This window comes from Streptomyces beijiangensis (assembly GCF_017315755.1).
Classification (GTDB): domain Bacteria; phylum Actinomycetota; class Actinomycetes; order Streptomycetales; family Streptomycetaceae; genus Streptomyces; species Streptomyces beijiangensis.
In genome coordinates this window covers 1-9,501 of record NZ_JAFLRJ010000352.1, presented here as the reverse complement: position 1 = coordinate 9,501, position 9,501 = coordinate 1, and the positions used below count along the sequence as shown (strand labels likewise).

Annotated in this window: 4 protein-coding genes; 1 reads left to right on the top strand and 3 read right to left on the bottom strand. The window is 72.2% G+C overall.

Translation table 11 applies throughout. From position 1 onward, the window contains the following. The 3 genes from J0695_RS30480 to J0695_RS30470 all read right to left on the bottom strand — a co-directional run. The coding region (locus tag J0695_RS30480) for an ATP-dependent helicase (protein WP_307798817.1) at positions 1-2,906 on the bottom strand (2,906 nt) is incomplete at its 3' end. Positions 2,907-2,942: 36 nt separating this feature from the next. Next, positions 2,943-6,185 (bottom strand): ATP-dependent helicase, encoded by a 3,243-nt coding sequence (locus J0695_RS30475; protein WP_307798816.1) that lies wholly within the window; start codon positions 6,183-6,185, stop codon positions 2,943-2,945. 156 nt (positions 6,186-6,341) lie between these two features. Then, entirely contained in the window at positions 6,342-6,701 is a 360-nt protein-coding gene (locus J0695_RS30470; RefSeq protein WP_242553395.1) for an MGMT family protein, read from the bottom strand. A gap of 191 nt (positions 6,702-6,892) precedes the next feature. Here J0695_RS30470 and J0695_RS30465 point away from each other — a divergent pair. Further along, a partial coding sequence (locus J0695_RS30465; RefSeq protein WP_307798815.1) for a lysylphosphatidylglycerol synthase transmembrane domain-containing protein occupies positions 6,893-9,501 on the top strand: 2,609 nt, incomplete at its 3' end.

The following is a 9,501-nucleotide window of genomic DNA, read 5'->3' as shown; positions in this document are numbered from 1 at the left end:
GGAGGGGCTTGATTTGGGCTGGTGTGGGATGGATTTGAGCTGGTGGCGGGTCGATTTGGGTTGGTGGCAGGGGGATTTGGGCTGGTGGCGGATGGATTTGGGCTGGTGGCAGGGCGATTGGAGCTGGTGACAGGCGAATTTGGGCTGGTGGCAGGGCGATTTGAGCTGGTGACAGGTGCATTTGAGCTGGCGGTGGATGGGTTTGGCTGGGCCGTCGGCCAGTTGTCCCAGTCCGCCAGATCCGAATCCTGCTCCTGCTCCATCTCAGGGGCCAGGTCCCCATCCCGGCCCCAGCCCAGGTCCTGGGTCGTGGCCAGGTCCCGGTCCGAATCCCAGCTTTGCTCCTCCGCACGGACATGTTCCAGCTCCTCCGGGCGTTCCAGGTGTGCCAGCACCAGGTCCGCTGCCGCCCTCCTTCGTGCCGTTGCCGCCTCGTCCAGGGGCAGGGGCCAGGCATGGTCCTTTGCCGCCTCCAGCAGGGCCGGGTTCTCCTCGTTCTCCTCCGGCGCATCCGTCCAGACCTCGATCTCGCCGAGGCCGGCCTCGCAGTGCTCGTACAGCGCGTACAGGAAGTCCGAGGGGCCGCGCGGCTTCTTCTGTGTCGGGCCCCACCAGTGCGCGGAGCCGAGCAGCAGGGAACGCGGGCGCGTGAAGGTCACGTAACCCAGACGCAGTTCCTCCGTGTGCTGGTGGCGCTTCATCGCCACCTTGAACCCCGCGATCCCCCTCGCGTCCCACGCCCCGACGTCGGGGAGCGTCCCCGCGTCCCCGCGCAGCGCGTGCGGCAGCACCTGTGGCTGGGCCGTCCAGGACTCCCGTCCCTGCTCGCTCGGGAACTGCTTCGCGACCAGGCCGGGGACGACCACCACATCCCACTCCAGGCCCTTGGCCTTGTGTGCCGTGAGGACCTTCACCGTGTTCTCGCCGCCGGGCAGGGCGTTGTCCAGGCCCTTCTCGTACTGCGCCGCCGTGTGCAGGAAGCCGAGGAAGGCCAGCAGGGACGCCTCGCCGTCCAGCGACGCGAAGCCCGCCGCCGTGTCCAGGAAGTTGGAGAGGGTCTCGCGGCGGCGGGCCGCCAGTGCGTGCGGCGAGGCCGACAGTTCCACCTCCAGGCCCGTCGTCGCGAGGACCCGGTGCAGTACGTCCATGAGCGGGTCCGCCAGGGACCGCCGCAGGTCGCGCAGTTCGGCCGCGAGCCGCGCGAAGCGCACCCTGGCCTCGGTGGAGAAGGGAAGTCTGTCGTCCTCGCCGCCCGAGCCACCCGAGCCACCCGAGCCACCGGATCCGCCCGAGCCCCCCACGTCCAGGAAGGTGTCCAGCGCGTCCGCCAGCGAGATCACCTCGGACGGGTCCACCCCCTCGACAGCGTCCGCGAGCCGCTGGTCCGCATCGTCGTCGGCGGCCCCCGTGTCGTACCGCACGAGCAGCCTCGCCCGGCGGCCGAGCAACGCCAGGTCGCGCGGGCCGATCCGCCAGCGCGGTCCGGTCAGCAGCCGTACCAGCGAGGCGTTCGCGCCCGGGTCCTGCAGAACCTCGCAGTACGCCACCAGGTCCGCGATCTCGGGGAGATGGAGCAGCCCGGACAGGCCGACGACCTCGACGGGGACGTCCCGGGCGACCAGCGCCCCCTGGATCACGGCGAAGTCGCCCGCCGTGCGGCACAGCACCGCGATCTCGCCCGGCTCCTTGCCCGTGCGCACCAGATGGGCGATGGAGTCGGCGGCCCAGTCGATCTCTTCTTCGTGCGTACGCAGCAGGGCGCACCGCACCATCCCCTCGCGCTCGGCGCCGGGCGCGGCCCGCAGTGCCTCCACCCCGGCGTGCATCGCGCGCAGCGGTGCGGCGAGGCCGTTGGCGAGGTCGAGGAGGCGGCCGCCGCTGCGGCGGTTCTCGCTGAGCGAGAAGCGTTCGGCGGGGCGCCCGTCGGCGTACGGGAAGTGTTCGGGGAAGTCGTCCAGGTTGGCGACGGAGGCGCCCCGCCATCCATAGATCGCCTGGCAGGGGTCGCCGACCGCCGTCACCGCGTGCCCGCTGCCGCCGCCGAACAGGCCCGACAGCAGCAGCCGCTGGGCCACCGACGTGTCCTGGTACTCGTCGAGAAGCACCACCCGGAACTCGTCCCGCAGGATCGAGCCCACCTCGGGCCGGGTCCGTGCGAGCTCGGCCGAGAGTGCGATCTGGTCGCCGAAGTCGAGGAGGTCGCGGCCCTGCTTGGCCTTCCGGTAGCGCTCCACCAGGTCGAGGAGCTCACGCCGGGCCTCGGCCGCCTCCGGCACCTTGCGCAGGTCCGCGTTGGAGAGCCTGACTCCCTGAAGGAGCTCCAGCAGTTCGGTGTCGTACGCCCGAAGCCGCTCCGGCTCCGCCAGATGTTCGGACAGCTCGCCGTCGAGCGCCAGCAGATCACTCACCAGCGATACGAACGACCTGGTCAGCGCGGGATACGGTCCCGGCGCCTCCCGCAGCACCCGTGCCGCCAGCTGATAGCGCGTCGCGTCCGCGAGCAGGCGGGCGCTGGGTTCAAGGCCTATCCGCAGCCCGTGGTCGGTCAGGAGCTGTCCGGCGAAGGCGTGGTACGTCGAGATCCGGGGCTCGCCCGGAGGGTTGTCCGGGTCGATCGCGTCCGGGTCGGTCACCCCTGCCCGCACCAGCGCTTTCCGTACGCGCTCGGCCAGCTCCCCCGCGGCCTTGTTGGTGAAGGTCAGTCCGAGGACCTGCTCGGGCGCCACCTGCCCGGTCCCCACGAGCCACACCACCCGCGCGGCCATCACCGTCGTCTTCCCCGAACCGGCCCCGGCCACGATGACCTGCGGCGCGGGCGGTGCCGTGATGCAGGCCGTCTGCTCCGGGGTGAACGGGATGCCGAGGAGTTCGTTGAGCTGCTCGGGGTCGGTGATACGTGCGGTCACTCGGGCAACGCTAGCGGCCCCCACTGACAACCGCCCTCACTCCACGATCTGGCGCCCCTCGGGCTGCGCACTGCACGACCCCCGGAAGGTGCAGTGCGCGCAGTGCGTCCCGGTCGACGGCGTGAACCGCTCGTCGAGCACCTTCCCCGCCGCCGTGGCGAGCAGGTCCCCGACCCACTCCCCCACCAGCGGTTCCTGCCCCTGCACCTTCGGGAGGTCGTCGCCGCCGTCCTTCTTGGCCGCCGCCTGCCGCAGCTGTACGAGTTCGGCGCCGCCCGCAGCGGGGCGCTGCCCGCCGAAGATCTCGTCGACGGCTCCTTCCCGTACCGCCAGCTGATAGACCGCGAGCTGCGGATGGTGCGCGACCTCGTCCTTCGTCACCGTGGACTTGCCGGTCTTGAAGTCGACGACGTACGCACGCCCCTCCGCGTCCGTCTCGACGCGGTCCATGGAGCCGCGGATACGGACCTCGTACGCGCCCGCCTCCAGCGTCACGTCGAAGCCGTGCTCGGTGGCCACGGGGGTGCGGGCCGCCCGGTCCATCACATGCCAGCGCAGGAAGCGCTCCAGGGCGTTGCGCGCGTTCTCCTTCTCCTGCACGGACTTCCAGGGGGCGTCGAAGGCGAGCCCGTCCCACACGGAGTCGAGCCGCTCCATCAGGACGGCGAGGTCGGCCGGCGTACGCCCCGAGGCGACCTCGTCGGCCAGGACGTGCACCACGTTCCCGAACCCCTGAGCCGCTGTGGCGGGCTCGTCCGCCTTGACCTCCCTGCCCAGGAACCACTGCAGGGAGCAGGTGTTGGCCAGCTGGTCGAGCGCACTGCCGGAGAGTGCGACAGGTTCGTCGCGGTCGCGGAGCGGGACGGCGGAGCGCGTCGGTTCGTACAGGCCCCACCAGCGGTAGGGGTGCGCGGAGGGTACGAGCGGCTGGCCCTCCTCGTCGGCGAGCGCGGCCAGGCGTGCCAGGCGGTGGGCCGCCGCCTCCCGGAGCGTCTGCGACGCGTGCGGGTCGACGGTGGTGGCGCGCAGCTCGGCGACGAGGGCGGCGACGGCGAGGGGGCGGCGCGGGCGGCCCGTCACGTCCTTCGGCTCGACGCCCAGTTCGGCCAGGAAGCGGGACGGCTGGTCGCCGTCGTCGGCCGGGGCCTTGACCGCGGTGACGACCAGACGCTCGCGGGCGCGGGTGGCGGCCACGTAGAAGAGGCGGCGCTCCTCGGAGAGGAGCGCTCCCGGAGTGAGGGGTTCCGCGAGGCCGTCGCGCCCGATCCGGTCCGCCTCCAGGAGGGAGCCACGGCGGCGCAGGTCAGGCCAGAGTCCTTCCTGCACTCCGGCGACGACCACCAGGCTCCACTCCAGGCCCTTGGAGCGGTGCGCGGTCATCAGCCGTACGGCATCGGGCCGCAGGGCCCGCCGGGTGAGGGTGTCGGCGGCGATGTCCTGGGCGTCCAGCTCCTCAAGGAAGTTGAGCGCGCCCCGCCCGCCGGTGCGCTCCTCGGCGCGCGCGGCGGTGTCGAACAGCGCGCACACCGCGTCGAGGTCGCGGTCCGCGTTGCGGCCGCCCGCTCCGCCGCGCAACGCGGACCGCTGGAGCCGCTGCGGCCAGGACGTCCCGTTCCACAGCTCCCACAGGGCCCGCTCGGCGGTCCCGCCCTCCGTGAGGACCTGCCGGGCGCCTGCGAGGAGCTTGCCGAGCCGCTGGGCACCGCGCGCGTACGAGGCGTCGTGCACGACGAGCCGCTCGGGCTCGGCGACCGCGCGGGCGAGGAGTTCGTCGGACGGCGGCGGTACGCGATTGCCACCGGCCCTCTCCTCGTCGCGCAGCGCCCGCCCGAGCTTGCGCAGATCGGCGGCGTCCATCCCGCCGAGCGGCGAGGCCAGCAGCTCCAGGGCCACTTCGGTCCGCAGCCGGCTGTCCGGTTCCTGCACGGCATCGGCCACCGTCCGCAGCGCGAGCAGCAGCGGGGCGACCGCCGGTTCGTGGCGCAGCGCCAGGTCGTCGCCGTCGATGTCCAGGGGTACGCCCGCCGAGGTCAGCGCCCTGCGCACGGCCGGGATGGAGCGTCCGCCCGCCCTCACCAGGACGGCCATCTCGCCCCAGGGCACGCCCTCCTCCAGATGGGCCCTGCGCAGGATGTCCGCGATGTTGTCGAGCTCGGTGCCCGCCGTGGGGTAGGTGTACGCCTCCACCCGGCCCCCCGCCCGTACCGCACCCAGATCCCGGTGTGCCCGTACCTTCTTGGACGGCAGCCGGGTCAGCGGCATCCGCTGGGTCAGCAGCCTCGTGGCCGCGAGGAGCGCGGAGCCGGAGCGCCGGGAGGTCCGCAGGACGGCGACCGGGGCCGGGGATCCGTCGGTGCGGCGGAAGTCGTCGGGGAACCGGAGGATCCCGCCGACGTCCGCGCCCCGGAAGGTGTAGATCGACTGGTCGGGGTCGCCGAAGGCGATCAGGGTCCGGCCGCCGCCGGCCAGCGCCTGCACCAGGCGGACCTGGGCGGGGTCGGTGTCCTGGAACTCGTCGACGAAGACCGTGTCGTACGAACGCCCGAGGTCCGCCTCCTCGACGACCGGGATCGCCCGGTGCACCAGTTCCGCGTAGTCCAGGACGCCCTGCATCTCCAGGACGTCCAGGTACTCCGCCAGGAAGGAGGCGGCCGCATCCCAGTCGGGCCTGCCGATGCGTCTGGCGAAGTCGGCCAGGGTCTCGGGGCGCAGTCCCAGTTCGCGGCTGCGGGCGAGCACGGCCCGTACCTCGTCGGCGAAACCGCGCGTGGTCAGACAGGCGCGGAGCTCGTCGGGCCAGCGGATGTGACCGAGGTCGAGCTGTCCGGCGAGCAGTTCCCGTACGGCGAGGTCCTGCTCGGGTCCGGAGAGGAGCCGCAGCGGCTCGGCGTACAGATCGGCATCCTGGTGCGCCCGTACGACCGCGTAGCAGAAGGAGTGGAAGGTCGTGGCCTGCGGCCCGCGTGCGCCGCCGAGGCGTGCCGCCATGCGGTCGCGCAGTTCGGCGGCCGCCTTGCGGCTGAAGGTGAGGACGAGGATCCGCTCGGGGTCGCCCCCTTCGGCGACGCGGCGTGCCACCGCTTCCACCAGCGTGGTGGTTTTGCCGGTGCCAGGACCGGCGAGAACCAGCAGGGGTCCCGACCCCTCGCCCGCATGGTCAACCACCGCACGCTGCTCTGCGTCCAGAAGAGGAGGATCCACCGGGACCGGCGGGGTACGCACCAGTCGGTACGCGCCCTGGGTCCGTTGCCGTACCCGGTTGGTGGAGGAGGAGCTCACGTGTCGCCGGTCCTGGGGAGTGTGCTGGTGGTGAGAGGGCTGCGCGGGGCGCCTGCGGACGACGCTACGCCAGGTGGTGCGGGGGCCGCAGAGGATCGGTCCGGTACTCCGTACGGTCCTCAGAGCGCCCGCGTGACGCGCGCATGGCGGAAGCTGTCAGACATGAGCCCCGTTGCCGCCGTCCCAGCGCGCCCGCCGCATGTCCAGGCGCGGCAGATGGCCCGCGGCGGCCCGGGAGGCCTCCTTGAGCGGGGTGGACTCGGCGCGGTAGTGGTCCAGGGCGCGGAGCTCGTTGCCGGGCAGCAGGGTGCCGTCGGCGCGGACCACGCGCCACCACGGGGCGCCGCCGCCGTAGAGCGCCATGACCCGGCCCACCTGGCGCGGGCCTCCCTCGGCCAGCCATTCGGCGATGTCGCCGTACGTCATGACGCGCCCCGGCGGAATCATGTCCGCCACTTCGAGGACCTTCTCCGCGTACGCCGGCAGCTCCGGCAACTCCTCCAGCTCGTCGCTCATCCGACCTATCCTGCACCACACCACCGACAGCGCCCGGAACAGCTGTCCAGGCCGGACACGGAGCGTGATTCCTCCCGCAAAGGGGCCCTGATGCCCCCTTGTGTCAGTGCGCCGTGCCACCATCTTCCCGGCAGTAACCAAGGTGGAGCGCATTGATCCGGGATCAGAAGGACACGACGGAGGAGCAGGGCGTGCAGCCAACGACCGCGTCGGCGAGCACTCCCGGCGCCGAGCCGCGCCCGGAAACAGACCCCGGCACGCACTCGGCGACCGAGCCTCCCGCCGACTGCGACGACGCCGCGTCCGGTCACATCGACCGTGTCTCCGGAGACGAGCCCCTCCTCGCCGCCCGGGTGCACCGCCCCTCCGACCTGCTGCGCCTGCTCACCGGCATCCTGGCCATCGCGGTGCTGCTCGCCATCGCCGCCTTCGCCCACGGCACCACCACCGGCCTCGAAGCGGACATCAGCAAGAGCACCGGCGGTACGCCTCCCCTGCTGATCAAGCTCGCGGGCCTGACGTCCTCCATCGCGATACTGATCCTCCCCGTCGCCTTCGCGATCGAGCGCCTGGTCAAGCGTGACGGGCTGCGGATCGCCGACGGGGTCCTGGCCGCCGTCCTCGCGCACGGCGTCTCGCTCGCCACCGACCTCTGGGTCTCCCGCGCAGCCCCCCAGTCGATCACCGACGCCCTCACCCAGCCCATCACCGGCGGCGGCCTCACCGACCCCGTGCACGGCTATCTCGCGCCCGTCATCGCCTATATGACGGCTGTCGGCATGGCCAGACGCCCGCGCTGGCGGGTCGCGCTCTGGGTGGTCCTCCTCGTCAACTCCCTCGCCGTACTCCTCGGCAGCCAGACCACGCCCTTCTCGATCGCCCTCACGATCCTGATCGGCTGGACCGTCGCGTACGGCACGCTGTACGCGGTCGGCTCCCCCAACGTCCGCCCCACCGGCCGCCAGCTCCTGGCGGGCCTGCGCCACGTCGGCTTCAAACCGGTCACCGCGATGCGCGCCGAGGACGTCCCCGACTCCTCCGAGCAGGGCGATCGCGGCCGCCGCTATCTGGTCACCCTGGAGGACGGCCCGCCCCTCGACGTCACCGTCGTCGACCGCGAGCAGCAGGCCCAGGGCTTCTTCTACCGGGTCTGGCGCCGCCTCACCCTGCGCTCCATCTCCACCGGCCGCTCCATCCAGTCGCTGCGACAGGCGCTGGAGCAGGAGGCGCTCCTCGCGTACGCGGCCATCGCCGCCGGCGCCAACGCCCCCAAGCTGATCGCCACCTCCGAGCTCGGCCCGGACGCCGTGATGCTCGTCTACGAGCACCTGGGCGGCCGTTCCCTGGACTCCCTCGCCGACGACGAGATCACCGACGAGCTGCTGCGCAGCGCCTGGCACCAGGCGAAATCGCTCCAGTCGCGGCGGATCGCGCACCGCCGGCTGGTCGGCGACGCGATCTTGGTGGATCGTTACGGCGCGGTCATCGTCACCGATCTGCGGGGCGGCGAGATCGCGGCCGGCGACATCGTGCTCCGGATGGACATCGCCCAGCTGCTCACCACGCTCGGCCTGCGTGCCGGTGCCGAGCGCGCGGTGGCGGCCGCCGTCGCGGTGCTCGGCCCCGACGCGGTCGCCGACAGTCTCCCCCTCCTCCAGCCGATCGCGCTCTCCCGCACCACCCGCTCGACCCTGCGCCAGCTCGCCCGCGAGCGCGCCCAGCGCGAGCGCGAGGCAGTGATAGAGGCCTCGGACGCGGCCCGCCAGACACGGGCCCGCAGCAACACCAACGAGGTGGCCCCGGCCGATTCGCGCAAGGACGTACGCGCGGAGAAGAAGGCCGAGAAGGAGGCCATCGACGACGCGCTGGAGAACGCCCGCGAGGAGGATCTGCTCACCCAGATCCGCCACCAGGTCCTGCTGATCCGTCCGCAGGCGCCGGTCGAACCGGTCCGTCTGGAGCGCATCAAGCCACGGACCCTGATCAGCCTGATCGCCGGGTCGGTCGCCGCGTACTTCCTCTTCACGCAGATGGCGAACATCCCCTTCCACGATCTGCTGCAGCAGACGCAGTGGGGCTGGGTCATCGCCGCTGTCTTCTTCTCCGCGTTCAGCTACGTCGCGGCGGCGATGAGCCTGCTCGGCTTCGTCCCGGAGAACGTGTCCTTCTTCCGTACGATCCTGGCGCAGATCTCCGGCTCGTTCGTGAAGCTGGTCGCCCCGGCGGCGGTCGGTGGCGTCGCGCTCAACACGCGCTTCCTGCAGCGCTCGGGGATCCGGCCAGGGCTGGCGGTGGCGAGCGTCGGCGCGTCCCAGCTCTTCGGCCTGGCCAGCCACATCACGCTGCTGATGGTCTTCGGCTACATCACCGGTACGGAGTCCACGGCGGACCTCTCCCCCTCGCGGACGGTGATCGCCGGTCTCCTCACGGCGGCGGTCCTGGCGCTGGTGGTGACGGCGGTCCCGTTCCTGCGCAAGTTCGTGGTCACGCGGGTGCGTTCGCTGTTCGCGGGGGTCATTCCGCGCATGCTGGACGTACTGCAGCGACCGCGGAAGCTGCTGACGGGCATCGGCGGGATGCTGCTGCTGACGGCGACGTTCGTGATGTGCCTGGACTCCTCGATCCGTGCGTTCGGCGAGGGCAACAACCTGAGTTACGCCTCGATCGCGGTGGTCTTCCTGACGGCCAACGCGGTCGGGTCGGCGATCCCGACGCCGGGTGGCGTGGGCGCGGTGGAGACGGCGCTCACCACGGCGCTGGTGATCGCGGGGCTGCCGGCGGGGGTGGCGGGGGCGGCGGT